Source organism: Streptomyces sp. AHA2 (assembly GCF_036857595.1).
In the GTDB taxonomy this organism is placed as follows: domain Bacteria; phylum Actinomycetota; class Actinomycetes; order Streptomycetales; family Streptomycetaceae; genus Streptomyces.
In genome coordinates, this window is the sequence record NZ_JAUQWJ010000015.1 from 85,007 (window position 1) to 101,652 (window position 16,646).

The window sequence follows — 16,646 nt, forward strand, 5'->3', positions numbered from 1 at the left end:
ACCGGGTGGTATGTATCTTCGCAGGCCTGAGCGGCCCTCCACATCACCGTCACATCCATGCGGCCCACGGGGAGAAGACATGTCTGCGAGCACGTTCCGCGTCGCACAACCGGTATCCGGCGTCCGATCCGGCGAGAGCGACGGCACGACGCCGGTATGCGTCTTCGTCCCGCGTTTCCCGTCCCTGACCACCACCGTCCCGAAGGAGCTGGTGCACCGCGCCAGCGTCTGCGAGGTCATGCTCACCGACTGGGCGCGCGTCGACGACGAGCACTACACCCTGGCCGCCCAGTGGCCGCGCGGGCACAGCTTCTTCATGAACGTGGACGGTTGCCACGATCCCCTGATCGCCGCCGAAACCATCCGGCAGGCCGGTATCCTTCTGGCGCACGCCGAGTTCGGGGTCCCCCTCGGCCATCACTTCCTGGTGAGCGACCTGAGCGTCCACGTCGATCCCGAGCACCTGCGCGTCGAGCGGACCCCCGCCACGCTCGAACTGCAGGTCACCTGCTCGGAGGTGAAGAGGCGCGGCGGCAGCCTGCTGGGCTTCCGCATCTCCGTGGAGATCCGCCGCGAGGGCCGGCTCGCCGCCACCGGAGGCGGCTCGCTCACCTGCATCACCCCCCGGGTCTACCAGCGGCTGCGCGCGGGCCGCCTGCGCGAGGACGGCATGCCGCAGGTCATCCAGCTCACCGCACCCGAGGCCCCCCAGGTCGTGGGGCGCACCTCGCCCACGGACGTCGTGCTGTCCCCGATCGGGGAAGCGAACCGCTGGCAGCTTCGCGTGGACACCCGCCACCCCGTGCTGTTCGACCACATGGTCGACCACGTGCCCGGGATGGTGCTGATGGAGGCGGCCCGCCAGGCGGCCACCGCCACCCTCGGCCGCACGGCCGTGCCCTCGGACATCGTCAGCGAGTTCACCCGCTACGTCGAACTGGACGCTCCCTGCCTCGTCCGGGCGCAGCGCCTGCCCGCCTCGGGAGGCAAGGAGTCCGTGCTGGTGACCGCCCATCAGGGCGACGAGCCGGTGTTCCGCTGCACGGTCCGCCTGCCGGCCGGCGGCTGACCCCCGCGTCCGCGCACCCCGGCTGGGCCGCCCCACCACCGCGTAACGGGCCGGCGAGCCCGGCACCACGACCTCCTCAAGCCTTCACCCCGGCTCACGCGCGAATCGGGGCGAAGGCCTCCAGGTGGTCCCGGGCCCACTCGCGAAACGTCGTCGCGGGGCGCCCGAGCAGCGCGGCCAGCGCCCCGTCCACCCGGGCCTTGGCGCCCGCACGCTGCCGGTCCGCGCTCGCCAGCAACGCCTCGACCACCGGCTGCGGATAGCGCAGGCCCAGCCCGGCCCGGGCCTGCTGCCGGCTCAGCTCCTCGAACCTGAGCGGTACGCCGAGCAGCCGGCCCAGCTGCCGCGTCTGCTCCACCGGGGCGATGGCCTCGGGGCCGGTCAGCGTATAGGCGCGTCCTTCGTGCCCTTCCTCGGTCAGGACGCGCGCCGCGGCGCCGGCGATGTCCCGGGGATCCACGCACGGGCTGACGGACGTCCCGTTCAGCGCGCGCACGACGCCCTCACCGCGCACCGAAGCCGCCCAGGACAGGCAGTTGGACATGAAGGCACGCGGCCGCAGCAGCGTCCACTCCAGGCCGCAACCGCGCAGCGCCTGCTCACTGGCGCGCTGCCACCGAGTGATCAGATCCTGGGCACGGTCGTCGAGAACGGCCGCCGCAGACAGCTTCACCACCCGCTGCACCCCGGCGCCGCACGCCGCCCGCAGGAACCGCTCGTCGTCCTGTCCCCCGACCGCGGTGGTGACCAGGAAAGCCGTCCGCACCCCGGCCAGCGCCCGTTCCAGCGAGCGGATGTCCGTGTAATCACCGGCGACCGTTTCGACCTGCGGGCCCGCGGCGGCGACGCGCCCGGGGTCCCTTGCCATGACCCGTACCGTCACCTCGGCCGGCAGGCGGCGCAGCAACGCCCGCCCCACCGTGCCCGTGGCCCCCGTCACCAGGATCACCGCGAGTCCCCCCTCGTCGCGCGCGCCGGCCGCTTACCGGATTCTTTCCGCCTGGTGTCGTCCAGGGGGCTGCGCGAAGCCGCTTCATCTGTAATATACATACTGGACGGTTTTTTCTTTGGGGTCTCCGGGCTCATCGAATGGAGGAGGCCGAAGTGGCGAAGCAGGACCGGGCGATCCGGACGCGGCAGACCATCCTGTCGGCGGCGGCGAAGGTCTTCGAGGAACGCGGTTACCAGGCGGCGACGATCAGCGAGATCATCACCGTGGCGGGGGTCACGAAGGGGGCGCTGTACTTCCACTTCCCCTCCAAGGAGCACCTGGCCGAAGGGGTGCTGACCGAGCAGGACCAGAACCTGCCCGTCCCCGACCGCCCCTTCAAGGTCCAGCAGCTCGTGGACACGGTGGTGCTGCACGCGCACCGTCTCCAGACCGATCCCATGGTGCGCGCCGGGGTCCGTCTCACCCTCGACCAGCAGGCCCAGGGTCTCGATCGCAGCGGCCCCTTCGTGCGCTGGAGCGAGGTCGGCAACGAGCTGCTGGAGAAGGCCCAGGCCCAGGGCGAGCTGCTGGACCACGTCACCCCCGCCGAGACCGCCGACGTCCTGGTGGGGTCCTTCGCCGGCATACAGGCCATGTCCCAGGCGGTGTGCGAGTACCAGGACCTGCCCGGCCGGGTCAGCTCCCTGCTGCGGCACATCCTGCCCAGCGCGGTGATCCCCTCCGTCCTGGCCTCCGTGGACATCACCGAGGATCGCGGCGCCCGGGTCCACGCCGAGCTGCTGGCCCGCGCCGCCCGGCCCGAGACCGCACCCGTCGGCTGAAGGCCGGGGGCCGCGCACCGGCCCCCGGCCCGCCGCTCCCGCGCGAGCACACGCGGCCGGGGCGCCGTGCGGCGCAGCACCGTCCGCCACCGGCGGACGGGCGATGCAGCCGTCGGGCACGAGCCGGCGCCCGTCACCCGCGGGTCGGGGCCGGCCCACCGTCCCCTCCCCCGCAGTCGGCCGTTTCCCCGGCCGGACCGACGTGCCGGCCGGGACGGCCTGCGACGCACCACCTCGATCCCGTCCCGCGAGGAGCGGGCGTCGGACTCGCGGCGGCGCATCCGCCCGTCGTCCCCCGCCGACCGGGCGAAAGGGCCGCGCCCGGCACCGGGCGGCGCCCGTCAGCCGAAGGCCGGAGCGAGCACACCGGCCCCGGCCTCCCGCCCCGCCGCCCCCCTGCCCAGACCGAAGTACGCGGTGAGGGCGGCCCGCAGCGCACCACCGCCCGCCGCCCAGGCGATATAGCCGTCGGGCCGCACCAGCAGTGCCTCACAGGGCAGCCCCGGAGCGGGCTCGGCATGGACCACACGCAGCATTCCGGCCCATCCGCGCGCCTGCCCCGCGTAGGTGTCACCGGCCGTGCCCAGGAGCAGCAACAGCGGCCGGCCCGGCACCAGTAGGTCGATCACGTCCGTCCGCCCGTGCCGGGTACTCAGGCCCACGTTGTGCAAAAACCTTCCTTCCCACGGTGAGGCATCCACGGCCCGGGCGGGCAGCACCGTGTCCTGGGCACTGACCATCGACGCCAGGGCGCCTGCCCCCTGCCCACCCAGCAGCTCGCCGAACAGAGCGCGCAGCGGGTCGAGTTCGGCGGCGGGACGCATCAAGGCCAGCTGGGCCCGCGTGTGGTCGATGACGCGCTGCGCAGCGGGTCTGCGTTCCCGGTCGTAGCTGTCCAGCAGCCCGTCCCCCGCCCTGCCGCGCACCGTCAGCGCCAGCTTCCAGCCGAGGTCGACGGCGTCCAGCAGACCCGTGCTGAGCCCCTGCCCGCCGATCGGGAAGTGCACGTGGGCCGCGTCACCGGCCAGCAGGATCCGCCCTTTGCGGTAGGACCGGGCCAGCCGCGCGAAATCGCTGAACCTGCTCAGCCACCTCGGCGCCCGCATCGGTACGTCCCGCGCGACGATCCGGGCCACCTCGCCACGCAACTCCTGCAACGTCGGCGGCAGATGACGCTCACCGTGGGCACCCGCGCAATCCAGGGTCCGCAGCCGGGTACCGCCACCGGGGAGGTGCTTGGCGACGATCCAGCCGCGCCGGGTACGCCGCCACCCCTCCTCCAACTGCCCGGGCTCCTCCAGCACGACGTCCCCGGCCAGCGCGGACACCGTCGCCGGATACGTCCTGCAGGCGAACCCGGCCTGCTCGCGCACGATGCTGCGGGCCCCGTCCGCCCCCACCAGGTACTGCGCCGTACAGGTCACCGCGCCGTCCGGGCCGTCGGCCGTCACGCGCACCCCGTCCGGTCCCTGCCGCAGCCCGGTCACCCGGTGGCCGCGCAGGACGAGTGCCCCGGCGGCCCGGGCACGCTCCTCGAAGTGGTGCTCGAGCTCCTGCTGCGTCCGTTTCAGTACGGGTTCCGGCTCGGCCGCCGGTGCCGAGATGCCCAGCCCCGCGATTCCGGCGAAGTGGAACACACTGGTCGCCTGCGCCGCCCCGTCCCCGCCGTGCGACAGCCCGCCCAGGTACCCGCGCCGGACGAGGCACTGGACCGTGCGGGCGTGCAACGTGGTCGCCCTGGGCCGACCCGACACCGCGGCGGCGGCCTCCACGACCACGGTGGACACCCCGTAACCCGCCAGCTCACACGCCAGCACCATCCCCACCGGCCCGCCGCCGGCGATCACCACCTGCGCCTGTATGCAGTCCGCCATTTCCGATCTCCCCCTGTCGTCGACGGAACTCGAACACGCGAAGCGACCATCCCGGGCCCCGGCCCACAAGGGAAACGTCGATCCCGCTCAGTCGCACGAGCATCGTGAAATATACCGGTCGGCCGGTTCTGTGTAACGCCTACGGACCGCCGAACTACGCACCGATGCACGACGGACCGGACCTCCGGCATATGCGGTGCCCACCCGACGGCCACCGGAGATCCGGCCGCGGCGGTCCCGCACGCATCGCACATCCCCGCAGAGCCGCCGAGCCGCGATGCGCAGGTGAGCGTGGGCATAACACCGCCTTATCACCAAGTGTTGCTACCGCTGTTCAACATTCCTCCCTGATTCTGGGCGTGTTCATGGTGAACCGGCGCCTCATGAGGGCGAGTTCACCATGGAACGGCCCCCGGGGTGGGGCCGGCGACCCCCACACGCACACGCCCATCCGGCGTGTCTCCCGAATCGAGGAACCTTGCGCATATCAAGGCTCATGCCCGCTCTCGCCGCAGCAGCGGTCAGCGTCCTCGCACTCCTCTCCCCCAACGCCGCCGCGGCGGAGGCTCCCGTGCCTCCTGTCACCAAGGCTCCCCAGCCCATCATCGGTGGCTCGTACGCCAGCAGCGGTCCCTGGGCCGCGCGGCTGTTCTCCAACGGCCGCGAGACGTGTTCGGCGACGATCATCGCCCCGACGTGGATCCTCACCGCCAAGCACTGCGTGACCGGCGGCGGACTGTCGTTCCGCATCGGCAGTCTGGACCAGCACAGTGGAGGCACCCTCGCCAACGGTGTCCAGACCTACACCCACAGCTCGGACCTGGCGCTCGTGCGCCTCGACCGCTCCGTGTCGGCGACCTACGCACGCCTCGGCCAGCCCGGCACCGTCCGCGTGGGCCAGAGCGTTCAGGTCTACGGCTGGGGTGCCACGTCCCAGTGCGGCTCCGAGGCGACCTGCCAGTCGCGCTACCTGAAGGTCGCCAACGTCACGGTCACCGGCGGATGCTCCGACGCCTACGGCGGCTCCGCCATCTGCGCCCGCCGGGGTGACGGCATCACCGCCGGCGGCGACTCGGGCGGACCGATGATGGCGAACGGCGTCCAGGTCGGCGTGGCCTCCACCAGCGACCGCCAGACGACCACGGCCTACACCAACGTGACGGCGTACCGCTCCTGGATCCAGTCGGTCGCGGGCGTCTGATCCCTGGCACCCGCCCGTCCGCACCATCGGGGGTCCCGCACCACGTCGTGGTGCGGGACCCTTTCCCGTGCCGGAACACGTGCCCGCTATATTCGAGCCCACTTTCGACATCCGACAACCCAGGGCCGGCGTGCACAGAACAGAGGGAAATACCCAGGAGGCCACAACGGCCACCGAGGCAGCTGAGGTCAGGGCCTTGGAGGAGCGGCTGTGGTCAGGGCTGCTCCTGCTGCTCGGAGCAATCGTCCTGCTCAACGTGGTGCTCTTCGTGGGCGGTGGCCGGCTTGATGCACCCGCCGTGCAGGCGTGGCGGACCGTGGCCCTGGCCATCACCGTGCAGGCGATGCCGTTCCTGCTGCTGGGCACGGCCCTGTCCGGTGCCATCAACGCGTTCGTGCCGGCACGGGTGTTCAGCCGCCTGCTGCCGAAGCGGCCCGCGCTGGCCGTTCCGGTGGCCGCGGGCGCCGGTGTCGTCCTGCCCGGGTGCGAATGCGCCTCGGTGCCGGTCGCGAACAGTCTGATCGGCCGTGGCGTCACCCCGGCCGCCGCCTTCGCGTTCCTGCTGTCCGCTCCCGCCGTCAACCCGGTGGTCCTGACCGCCACGGCCATCGCCTTCCCCGGGAACCCCGCCATGGTGCTGGCCCGGCTGCTCGCCTCGCTGGCGACCGCCGCCGTGATGGGCTGGCTGTGGCTCCGGTTCGGCCGGGAGAAATGGCTGCGCCCCACCGTGCGGCACACCGGGCACCGGCCGGGGCACAGCCGCTGGACGGAGTTCCGGCGCGGCTTCCAGCACGACTTCCTGCACGCCGGCGGCTTCCTGGTCCTCGGGGCCATGGCTGCGGCCACCTTCAACGTGACCGTTCCGCGTTCGGTGCTGGAGGCGTTCTCCGGTTCTGCGTGGCTGTCGGTGCTCTTCCTGGCCGGGCTCGCGGTCCTGCTCTCGGTGTGCTCCGAGGCCGACGCGTTCGTCGCGGCCTCGCTCACCGGCTTCTCACCCGTCGCCCGCCTCACGTTCATGGTGGTCGGCCCCATGGTCGACCTGAAGCTCTTCGCGCTGCAGGCGGGCACCTTCGGCCGGGCCTTCGCCGTCCGCTTCTGCGCCGCCACCACGGTGGTGGCGATCCTGTGCAGCGTCCTGATCGGAGCCGTGGTCCTGTGAGACGACTCTTCCAGGTGTCCCTGCTGGTCCTGAGCGGCCTCGGCCTGGTGCACGCCTCGCTCCTCTCCGACCTCTACCTCAGATACGTCAAGGAGGGGATGCGGCCGTTCCTGATCGCCTCCGGTTTCCTCCTCCTCCTGCTGGGGGTGGCGGAGGCGATGTCGTACCGGCGGCCGGGCGGGCATGACGAGCCCGGCGAGGACCACGGACCCGGGGACGTCGACGGTCACGACCACTCCGGCATGCCCCGCGTCGCCTGGCTGCTGCTCCTGCCGGCCCTGAGCCTGCTCCTCTACGCCCCTCCGGCCCTCGGCGCGTACACCGCCGCCCGTGAAGCCCCGCGGCCGGTGAAGGAGCGGAACGATTTCGACCCCCTCCCCGCGACCTCGCCGGTCCCCCTCACCCTCACCGAGTTCACCAGCCGCGTACAGCAGGACCGGGACCTGGGCATCAAGGGACGCAGTGTCCTCATGACCGGGTTCGTCACGCCTGCCGGAGGAGGCGGTGACTGGTACCTGACCCGGCTCGTGCTGAACTGCTGCGCCGCGGACGCCCAGACCGTCAAGGTGCGGATCCACGGGGCCGCGGAGCTGCCCGCCGACACGTGGGTGTCGGTCACGGGCACGTGGCATCCCGGGGGGACTCTGGGCACGAGATCCGCCCCGGTCGCGCTGGACGCCCACAGCGTCCGGAAAGTCCCCCGCCCGGTCAACGCCTACACCGACGCCCTCCCGCTGCCGACCACCAGGTGACACAGGCCTGCTGACGGGTGCTGCTTCTTGCGGACCCCACTGACGAGGAACGCCACTGCGGCGACGGCGGCCAGGGCGACAGCGACGATCCGGAAGGGGGGAGTGCCCTCGCCGGCCCCTTGGCCAGGAACCGGCCGTACGACATGGGGTTCTCCTGACTGTCCGTCTCCAGCGCCGGCGGTACGTGTGGGCCCCGCTTGTGCACGAGACCTCCCGCATGCGACGGGCCGACGCCGTGCTGGTGCCCCGACGGGGCAGCACCGTGCACGGGAGCAGCCGGGGATCGCGTCGGGTGACGACCCGCGTGCGGGCGGGGCCGGCACGACCTGCTCGGTCGCCTCCGGCTGAGGGACGTGGTCCCGCCAGGGGGCGCCGAATGGGCCAGAGATCTCGAACGCATCCGTATCGGCGGGTATCACCGAAGGGGTGTGGGAGCGCCGTCGGCGGGGCGGCGCGGTGACGGGAACGAGGACCTATGAGTGAGGTGCCCGGGTCGGGACGGTGCGAAGGGGCGACCGGCTCGCCCTTGGCGGGGCGGGTCGCCGTCGTGACCGGAGCCGCCCGCGGCGTGGGCGCGGCCCTCGCACGGCGTTTGTCGGATGCCGGCATGCTGGTCGCGCTGACAGGGCGTGAGGAGGCATCCCTCCGCCAGGTCGCCGACGCCCTGCCCGGCCGGAGCCTGTGCGTCGAGACCGACGTCACCGACCGGGACGCGCTCGATCACGCCGCCCGTGAGATCAACGACCGTCTCGGGCCGGCGAGCGTCGTCGTGGCCAACGCGGGGATCGCCACCGGCGGGCCCTTCGTGCACACGCCGGCCGACCTGTGGCAGCGGGTCATCGACGTCAACCTCATCGGCGCGGCCAACACCGCCCGCGCCTTCCTGCCTCACCTCTCCGACACCCGCGGCTACTTCCTGCAGATCGCCTCCACCGCCGCCTTCGGCTCCTCCCCGCTGATGAGCGCCTACTGCGCCTCCAAGGCCGGGGTGGAGTCGTTCGCGCTGGCCCTGCGGGGCGAGGTGGAGCCGGACGGGGTTCGTGTCGGCATCGCCTACCTGCACTGGACCGGCACCGACATGATCACGGGCATCGACGATCACCCGGTCCTGCAGGCCCTGCGCCGCAACCAGCCGCGCTTCGCACGCAAGGTGCACAGCACCGCCGAGGTCTCCCGCTGGCTGACCTCCGGCATCGAGCGGCGGGCACGGCACATCTACGCGCCCCCGTGGCTGCGCTGGTGCCAGCCGTTGCGCCCCGCCTTCCCGGCACTCGTCTCCCGCCTCGCCCGCCAGGAACTGCGCCGGCAGCCCCCCAGTCGGCTCGCCGGGCAGACCGGCGTCCTGGGCGCGGGCGGCCGGGCCGACTTCGACGCCTACCAGGCCACTGCGCACTCCTCCCGTCCCGAGCCTCCGGCCCCGCCCGAGGGGCCTTCCCCGCTCGGGCGACCTTGACCGGCCGGTCCGTCGTCGCACGTCCCGGCCGGGGCGGGATCACTGCGCCAGGGCGGCCTCCGGCAGTTCCAGACGTTCCCCCCGGAACCGGGTCCGCAGTGCGCGATCATGGGTGACCAGCACGATCGCCCCGGCGAAGCCGGCCAGCGCCTCCTCCAGTTCCTCGACCAGGGCCGGCGACAAGTGGTTCGTCGGTTCGTCGAGCAGCAGGAGATCGGCGGGCTCCGAGACGAGTCGGGCCAGGTCCACGCGGCGGCGCTGCCCGTACGACAGCTCTCCCATGCGCAGGCCCAGCTCCGACGGGCGGAAGAGGCCGAGGGACAGCAAGGCGTCGGCGTGCTCGCCGGCCGATCCGACGCGGCCCAGCCCGAAGGCCCCGGCCACCGTCAGGTCCGGCGGCCACGGCGTCTCGTCCTGCCGCAGATGACCCACCCGGCCCCTCACCTGCACCGAGCCCTCGTCCGGCCGCAGCTCACCGGCGAGCAGTTTCAGCAGCGTCGTCTTGCCGGCTCCGTTGGGGCCGGTGACCAGGAGCCGGTCCCCTCGGCCGAGGGTGACGGCGCCCAGGTGCAGGCGGTCCCCCACTCGTACGTCCGACAGCCGGACTGCGGGCGGTTCCGCGGCAGCGGTCCCGGTGTCCCGGTCGACGGGCTCCGCCGTCTGGACACGCGCCGTGAAGGCGAGCGGATCCGGCGGCGGGGGCACCGGGTTCGCGGTCAGCCGTTCGAGACGCTCACGGGCGTTGCGGATGCGGGCCATCGCGCCGTGTGCCCGGCCGCGGGCCCGGAATCCGCCGTGCCCGAAGTTCGCCAGGGGCGCCTTGCGCGGGATGGCGCCGAGGCGGGCAGCGTGACCGGCGGCCAGCCGTTCGTTGCGGTCCACCTCCGCGCGCCACTCCTCGTACTCCTGCAGCCTGCGGCGGCGCTCGGCCGCCTTGGCCGTGCGGTAGCCGGCGTAGCCGTCACCGTAGCGGGTGACCTTTCCCGCCTCGGCCTCCAGGACGGTGGTCGTCAGACGCTCCAGGAAGACGCGGTCGTGGGTGACCGCGAGCACGGTGCCCCGGTGCGCCCGCAGCTGCGCCTCCAGCCACTCCACGGCCTGATCGTCCAGGTCGTTCGTCGGTTCGTCGAGCAGCAGCAGTTCCGGGCGGCCGGCCAGGACGCCCGCCAGGGCCAGACGGGAGCGTTCGCCGCCGGAGAGCGTGCCGAGTCGCCGCTCGCGGGACAGCGTGGGCAGGCCGAGGTGGTGCAGTGCGATGTCCACACGGTGGTCGGCGTCGTAGCCGCCCCGTGCCTCGAAGCGCGCGAGGAGGGCGGCGTACGCGGCCATGATCTCCGGGTCCTCGCCGTGCTCGAGGGCCCGTTCCGCCTGATGCACCTGCGCTTCCAGGGCGCGCAGGTCGGCCAGGGCCAGGTCCACGGCGTCCTGGACGGTGGCGGCGGGGGGCAGCGGAACGGTCTGCGGCAGATGACCGATGCCACCGGAGGCGTTCACGGTCACCTCGCCGCTGTCCGGGTGCTCCTGACCGGCGATCAGCCGGAGGAGTGTGGACTTGCCGGCGCCGTTGTCCCCGATCAGCCCGGCCTTCTCGCCGGGCTTCAGCGTGAAGGAGACCTGGTCGAGGACGGTACGGCCGGGGTAGCGCTTGGTGACGTGGCTGAGGGTGAGCTGTGAGGTGTGCACGGTGAGGTCCCTCCTGGCCGCACGGCGTTCGGCCGGGGCCGGATCGGGGTGGATGGCTGCACGGCGGAGCGCTGCGACGCGGAGCGGTGCTCTACGCGGTCGGCGCCGGCGATCTCACAGGGAACCCATGCGCACGACGGTACGCCATGCCGGATCACACCGCAAGACGATACGTCTCGGCTTGCAATGTCTTCGGTGGACACCGGGTCCCGGGCAACGGACGGCGCCCGCCGCGCCCCGGCCGGGGCAGTGCGGCGGGCGCCGGCCGGCCATGGCTACTCGACGATCTCGAGCAGCTTGTTGGCGGTCCCCTGCGAGGGGTTGGAGATCCTGTCGGGAACGGCGCCGTCGGTCAGGGCCTTGGCGACCCGGTCCGGCGTCGCGTCCTGCTGACCGCCGAGGCGGACGGCCGCGGCGCCGACGACGTGCGGGGTGGCCATGGACGTGCCCGAGATCGTCCTGGCGCCTTCGTCGCTGTCGTTCCACGCGGAGGTGATGTCCGAGCCGGGGGCGTAGATGTCCACCACCGAGCCGAACCCGCTTACGGCGCACGCATCGCAGCGCCGGGTCCCGGCGCCCCGGTTCGGTCCCCCCTGCTGTCCGGGCGGCAGCCGGACTCGCGGCCGACTGCGCGTCGGCACAGCAGGCGAGCCGGGCACGGGACTTGCGATCGGCCGTCACATCCCCTCCGTCGGCCCTGTTCCGCAGCCTCGGCGCTGGTGACCGCCGCTCGACTCGCGGGAAGCCGCCGCGTCGACCCGCCCGCCGGCTCGATCCACTTTGTCCTGATCATGGAAAAAGTGGCGAGAGCGGATGCGAAAGGGGTTACGCCTTCGTGGCGGGGCCGCTAACTTCCTTGCGACCGGTCATGCACATGCAATGGCTCGACGGCGCGACGGCGCGCGCCTGTGCTCCCACGGCAGTCCTGACACCGGGCTGCCGTCACCCCACCCCATCGGGAGACTTCTGTGCGCTTGAAAGTGGTCAGACCCGGACTCGTCCGTTCGCTCGTGACGGCCATGGCCTGTGCCGTCGGCTGCCTGGTCCCCGGGACGGCGGTGGCCGCCCCAGGAGGTCCCGAGGCGGCCCCCCGCGCTGCGGCTGAGGAGTTCCAGCAGGTCACACTCGCCAAGGGCGTGGCCGAGACGGGTGAGCCGATGACGCTCGCCGTTCTCCCGGACCGCTCGGTCCTGCACACCTCCAGGGACGGGACCCTCCGGCTCACGGACGCGGCCGGCACCACCAAGGTGGCCGGCAAGCTGGAGGTGTACAGCCACGACGAGGAGGGCCTGCAGGGCGTCGCGGTGGACCCGGGCTTCGCGTCGAACCGGTTCGTCTACCTCTACTACGCCCCCAAGCTGAGCACTCCGGGCGGAGACGCCCCCTCCGACGGGTCGGCGGCGGACTTCGCCCCCTTCGACGGCGTCAACCGGCTGTCGCGGTTCGTCCTCGGCAGCGCCGGAACCCTCGACCTGGCGAGCGAGAGGAAGATCCTCGACGTCCCCGCGTCCCGGGGCATCTGCTGCCATGTCGGCGGGGACATCGACTTCGACGCGCAGGGCAACCTCTACCTGTCGACGGGCGACGACACCAATCCCTTCGCCTCCGACGGCTTCACCCCGATCGACGAGCGCGCTTCGCGCAACCCGGCCTACGACGCGCAGCGTTCGTCGGGCAACACCAACGACCTGCGGGGCAAGGTGCTGCGCATCAAGGTCAACGCCGACGGGTCCTACACCGTCCCGTCGGGCAACCTCTTCCCGCCGGGCACGGCCAGAACGCGGCCGGAGATCTACGCGATGGGATTCCGCAACCCCTTCCGGATGAGCGTCGACAAGGCCACCGGCGTCGTCCACCTCGGTGACTACGGGCCCGATTCCGGTACCGCCAGTGCCTCCCGCGGCCCGGCCGGACAGGTCGAGTTCAACCGCATCACCAAGGCGGGCAACTACGGCTGGCCGTACTGCACCGGCAGGAACGACGCCTATGTCGACCACGACTTCGCGGGCGGCACCGCGGGTGCCAGGTTCGACTGCGCCGCGCCGAAGAACACCTCGCCGCGCAACACCGGGCTCACCGACCTGCCGCCCGCCCAACCCGCCTGGATCCCCTACGACGGCGGCTCCGTACCGGAGTTCGGCAACGGCTCCGAGTCGCCCATGGGCGGTCCCGTCTACCGCTACGACGCCGCCTCCACCTCCCAGGTCAAGTTCCCCCAGGAGTACGACGGCGACTTCTTCGCCGGCGAGTTCGGCCGCCGCTGGATCAAACGCATCGAGGCCGGCGGCGACGGCACCGTGCAGTCCATCAACAGCTTCCCCTGGAGCGGCACCCAGGTGATGGACATGGCCTTCGGACCGGACGGCGCCCTGTACGTCCTCGATTACGGCACCGGCTACTTCAACGGTGACGCGAACTCCGCCCTCTACCGCATCGAGCACGTCACGGACGGACACGCCCCGGTGGCCCAGGCCAAGGCCGACGTGACTTCGGGCAAGGCCCCGCTGACGGTGTCGTTCTCCTCCGCCGGCAGTTCCGACGCCGACGGTGACGCCCTGAGCCACGCATGGACCTTCGGTGACGGCGCCACCTCCACCGCGGCCGACCCCACCCACACGTACGCCGCGAACGGCCAGTACACGGCCACGTTGAAAGTGACGGACACCACCGGCAAGTCCGCGACCGCCTCGGTGCAGATCACGGTGGGCAACACGGCCCCGACCGTGAGGCTGGACCTTCCCGCCGACGGAAGCATCCACGACTTCGGCGCCGCGATCCCGTTCAAGGTGACGGTCACCGATCCCGAGGACGGCACGATCGACTGCACCAAGGTCAAGGTGACGTTCATCGTCGGTCACGACAGCCACGGGCACCCGCAGACCTCGGCGACCGGCTGCTCGGGCACCCTGCACACCCTCGCGGACGGTGAACACGATCCCAACGCCAACATCTTCGGCGTCATCGACGCCGAGTACACGGACAAGGGCGCGAACGGCCAGCCGGCGCTGACCACGCACGACCAGCACGTCACACAGCCCAGCCACCGGCAGGCGGAGCACTACGGCGACTCCTCGGGCGTCCAGGTGGTCAGCCACACCCCGGCGCACGGCGGCAGGACGGTCGGTCACATCGACAACGGCGACTGGATCTCCTTCAAGCCCTACGTCCTCGCCGGCGCCACGCGGTTCACCGCCCGTGTCTCCTCGGCCGGCTCCGGCGGCACCATCGAGGTCCGCGCGGGGTCCCCGGCCGGCACCCTGCTCGGCACGGCGACCGTGCCGGTGACCGGCGGATGGGAGACGTTCCAGGACGTGACGGCGGCACTGAGCAACCAGCCCGCCGGATCCACCACGCTCCACCTGGTCTTCAAGGGCGGCAGCGGTTCGCTGTTCGACGTGGACGACTTCGCCTTCACCACAGCCGGCTCCGAACGCTCCGGCGAGGTGCGGGGCGTGGGCGGCAAGTGCCTGGACGTGGACAACGCCCAGACCGCCGACGGCACCAAGGTGCAGTTGTGGACCTGCAACGCCAGCACCGCCCAGAAGTGGACGCTGCCCACCGACGGCACCCTGCGCGCCCTCGGCAAGTGCCTGGACGTCTCCGGCGCCGCCACCGCCGACGGCACCAAGATCCAGCTGTGGACCTGCAACGGCACCGGCGCCCAGAAGTGGACCCCGCACACCGACGGCACCCTCCGCAACCCGCAGTCCGGCAAATGCCTCGACGCATCCGGCGGCACCTGGAACGACGGCACACCCGTCCACCTGTGGACCTGCCACACCGGCCCCAACCAGAAGTGGACCCTTCCGTAGAAAGGAGGCGACCCCCCATGCGCCCTCGCATCAAGCCGCTCCTCGGTCTCTTCACCGGCGCCGCGCTGTGCCTGACGTCCCAGTCCGTCGCCCTGCCGGATCCCGCCGGCGGCCCCGGCGTCACCGCCCGGCCCGCGGCGGCCACGCGCCCGGCGGCCGGGTCGGTGGCCGCCGACCCGGCGTACAAGGTCCTGGTGTTCTCCAAGACGGCGGGCTTCCGGCACTCCTCCATCGACGACGGCATCGCGGCGCTGCGGGCCCTCGGTGCGGCCAACAACTTCACCGTCGACGCCACCGAGGACGCCGGGGCCTTCACCACCGGCAACCTCGCCCAGTACAAGGCGGTCGCCTTCCTGTCGACCACGGGCGACGTCCTCAACGGCACCCAGCAGAGCGCGTTCGAGAGCTACGTCAAGGGCGGTGGCGGATACGTCGGCATCCACGCCGCGGCCGACACCGAGTACGACTGGCCCTTCTACGAAGGGCTGGCCGGCGCGCTCTTCCACTCCCACCCCGCCGTCCAGTCCGCCACCGTCGAGGTCGAGGACCGGGCGCACGACGCCACCGCCCACCTCGGCGGCACCTGGCAACGCACCGACGAGTGGTACAACTACCGCACCAACCCGCGGACCACCGCCCACGTGCTCGCCTCGCTCGACGAGTCCAGCTATTCCGGCGGCACCATGGCGGGCGACCACCCGATCGCCTGGTGCAAGGACTACCAGGGCGGCCGCGCCTTCTACACGGGCGGCGGCCACACCGACGAGTCCTACGGCGAGCCCGCGTTCCGCCGCCATCTGCTCGGCGGCATCCGATGGGCCGCCGGGATGACCGAGGCCGACTGCCGTCCCGAGACCGGTTACACGCCCTTGTTCGACGGTTCGGGCACCGCGGGCTGGAAGCAGGCGGGACCCGGCGGCTTCACGCTCGCCGACGGCACCCTCACCTCGCACGGCGGGCTCGGCATGCTGTGGCACTCCGCCAAGGAGGTCACCGGGGACTACTCGCTGAAACTCGACTGGCGCGTCGACGGCGACGACAACTCCGGCGTCTTCATCGGCTTCCCCGCCTCGGACGACCCGTGGTCGGCGGTGGACAACGGCTACGAGATCCAGATCGACGCCACCGACGAGGCAGCGCGCACCACCGGAGCGGTCTACGGATTCAAGTCCGCCGACCTGCCGGCACGCGACGCGGCACTCAACCCGCCCGGCGAGTGGAACACCTACGAACTGCGGGTGACCGGGGAGCGGCTGGAGATCTTCCTCAACGGCCGCAAGATCAACGACTTCACCAACACCGATCCCGCGCGCAGTCTCCAGCAAGGTCACATCGGCCTGCAGAACCACGGTGACGGGGACTCGGCGTCGTTCCGCAACATCCGCATCAAGCAGGGCGGCGGCACCCAGCCCGGCCCCCGCACGGGCGAGGTGCGGGGCGTGGGCGGCAAGTGCCTGGACGTGGACAACGCCCAGACCGCCGACGGCACCAAGGTGCAGTTGTGGACCTGCAACGCCAGCACCGCCCAGAAGTGGACGCTGCCCACCGACGGCACCCTGCGCGCCCTCGGCAAGTGCCTGGACGTCTCCGGCGCCGCCACCGCCGACGGCACCAAGATCCAGCTGTGGACCTGCAACGGCACCGGCGCCCAGAAGTGGACCCCGCACACCGACGGCACCCTCCGCAACCCGCAGTCCGGCAAATGCCTCGACGCATCCGGCGGCACCTGGAACGACGGCACACCCGTCCACCTGTGGACCTGCCACACCGGCCCCAACCAGAAGTGGACCCTGCCCTGACGGCGCGGGCCGTGCCCACTGCGTGACGCACGGCACCGTGTGCGGTGGCCGGGGGCGCGGCCCCCGGCCAC

At 72.1% G+C, this 16,646-nt stretch carries 11 protein-coding genes and 1 pseudogene; 8 read left to right on the forward strand and 4 right to left on the reverse strand.

Translation table 11 applies throughout. The features are described 5' to 3' along the window. Positions 1–79: 79 nt before the first annotated feature. Positions 80–1,069, forward strand: coding sequence for a ScbA/BarX family gamma-butyrolactone biosynthesis protein (locus tag Q5694_RS26020; RefSeq protein WP_333935789.1), 990 nt, complete (start codon positions 80–82; stop codon positions 1,067–1,069). A gap of 94 nt (positions 1,070–1,163) precedes the next feature. Here Q5694_RS26020 and Q5694_RS26025 read toward each other — a convergent pair whose 3' ends face one another. After that, positions 1,164–2,018, reverse strand: a complete 855-nt coding sequence (locus tag Q5694_RS26025) for an NAD(P)H-binding protein (protein WP_333935790.1) — start codon at positions 2,016–2,018, stop codon at positions 1,164–1,166. A gap of 155 nt (positions 2,019–2,173) precedes the next feature. On the opposite strand from Q5694_RS26025, the gene Q5694_RS26030 reads away from it, so the two are divergent. Next, positions 2,174–2,842 carry a ScbR family autoregulator-binding transcription factor gene (locus Q5694_RS26030; protein ID WP_333935791.1) on the forward strand — a complete coding sequence of 223 codons (669 nt, stop codon included), beginning with the start codon at positions 2,174–2,176 and terminating at the stop codon, positions 2,840–2,842. A gap of 341 nt (positions 2,843–3,183) precedes the next feature. Here the strand turns inward: Q5694_RS26030 and Q5694_RS26035 are convergent, their stop codons facing one another. Next, on the reverse strand, positions 3,184–4,716 hold the full coding sequence (locus tag Q5694_RS26035; protein ID WP_333935792.1) for an FAD-dependent monooxygenase: 1,533 nt from the start codon (positions 4,714–4,716) through the stop codon (positions 3,184–3,186). A 496-nt stretch (positions 4,717–5,212) separates the two neighbouring features. Here Q5694_RS26035 and Q5694_RS26040 point away from each other — a divergent pair, with 496 nt between their 5' ends. The 4 genes from Q5694_RS26040 to Q5694_RS26055 all read left to right on the forward strand — a co-directional run bounded on the left by Q5694_RS26040 (position 5,213) and on the right by Q5694_RS26055 (position 9,281). Then, positions 5,213–5,917, forward strand: a complete 705-nt coding sequence (locus Q5694_RS26040; protein WP_443040941.1) for a S1 family peptidase — start codon at positions 5,213–5,215, stop codon at positions 5,915–5,917. Positions 5,918–6,113: 196 nt separating this feature from the next. After that, a complete protein-coding gene (locus Q5694_RS26045; protein ID WP_333935794.1) occupies positions 6,114–7,076 on the forward strand; it encodes a permease in 963 nt (320 codons plus the stop codon). Next, positions 7,073–7,828, forward strand: coding sequence for a TIGR03943 family putative permease subunit (locus tag Q5694_RS26050; protein WP_333935796.1), 756 nt, complete (start codon positions 7,073–7,075; stop codon positions 7,826–7,828). Before Q5694_RS26045 ends, Q5694_RS26050 begins: the two co-directional genes overlap by 4 nt. Before the next feature lie 475 nt (positions 7,829–8,303). Further along, positions 8,304–9,281: an SDR family oxidoreductase gene (locus tag Q5694_RS26055; RefSeq protein ID WP_333935797.1), complete on the forward strand. Its 978-nt coding sequence runs from the start codon at positions 8,304–8,306 to the stop codon at positions 9,279–9,281. Between the two features lie 39 nt (positions 9,282–9,320). Here Q5694_RS26055 and Q5694_RS26060 read toward each other — a convergent pair whose 3' ends face one another. Together Q5694_RS26060 and Q5694_RS26065 are read right to left on the reverse strand one after the other, a co-directional pair. Continuing rightward, on the reverse strand, positions 9,321–10,964 hold the full coding sequence (locus Q5694_RS26060; RefSeq protein ID WP_333935798.1) for a TlrC/CarA/OleB/SrmB family ABC-F type ribosomal protection protein: 1,644 nt from the start codon (positions 10,962–10,964) through the stop codon (positions 9,321–9,323). Positions 10,965–11,239: 275 nt separating this feature from the next. Next, positions 11,240–11,506: pseudogene (locus tag Q5694_RS26065) on the reverse strand (S8 family serine peptidase); the annotation flags it as partial. 477 nt (positions 11,507–11,983) lie between these two features. Between Q5694_RS26065 and Q5694_RS26070 the strand changes: the two are divergent. Further along, complete coding sequence (locus tag Q5694_RS26070) at positions 11,984–14,776, forward strand: PQQ-dependent sugar dehydrogenase (protein WP_333935845.1); 2,793 nt, start codon at positions 11,984–11,986, stop codon at positions 14,774–14,776. A gap of 17 nt (positions 14,777–14,793) precedes the next feature. Beyond that, a complete protein-coding gene (locus Q5694_RS26075) occupies positions 14,794–16,575 on the forward strand; it encodes a ThuA domain-containing protein (RefSeq protein WP_333935799.1) in 1,782 nt (593 codons plus the stop codon). Positions 16,576–16,646 lie beyond the last annotated feature (71 nt).